The sequence below is a fragment of the Pseudomonas parakoreensis genome (genome assembly GCF_021602155.1).
GTDB lineage: Bacteria > Pseudomonadota > Gammaproteobacteria > Pseudomonadales > Pseudomonadaceae > Aquipseudomonas > Aquipseudomonas parakoreensis.
The window spans coordinates 1-494 of the sequence record NZ_BQHY01000072.1 but is presented as its reverse complement, the minus strand read 5'-3'; the positions used below and the strand labels follow the sequence as shown (position 1 = coordinate 494).

Annotated in this window: 1 protein-coding gene; it reads right to left on the bottom strand. The window is 57.9% G+C overall.

The window, feature by feature from the left end; genetic code table 11:
* The coding region (locus L6D63_RS28445; protein WP_373873766.1) for a calcium-binding protein at positions 1-494 on the bottom strand (494 nt) is incomplete at both ends.

Below are 494 nucleotides of genomic sequence, written 5' to 3'. Positions count from 1 at the left end.
CGCCTTCGTTGGCTGCTTCGATGATGATGTCGTTGGCATTGTCGACGACATACGTGTCATCGCCGGTTCCGCCGCTGAGGGTATCGGCACCGGCACCGCCATTGAGGATGTCGTTGCCGGCACCGCCTTGAAGGTTGTTGGCCTGAGCATTACCGAGCAGGGTGTTGTTCAGGTCGTTGCCCAAGACCGAAAACGCGCCGACGGCCTCGAGGGTGACGTTTTCGATATTGCGCAAACTGCTGATGTTCAGATCAACGGTGCTAGTCTGCGGCGTTGGCGTGTAGCCGATGTACAAGGTGTCCAGCCCTTCGCTGGCCAACTCCTGGATCAGAGCCAGTTCGCCAACTTGATCGACCAGATAGGTATCGTTGCCAGCTCCACCGATCAGGGTGTCCAGACCGCCACCGCCGTTCAAGATGTTGTTGCCGCTGTTGCCGGTCAACACATTGTTTTGGGCATTACCGCTGGCGTTGGTGTTCATGATCCCGGTGAGG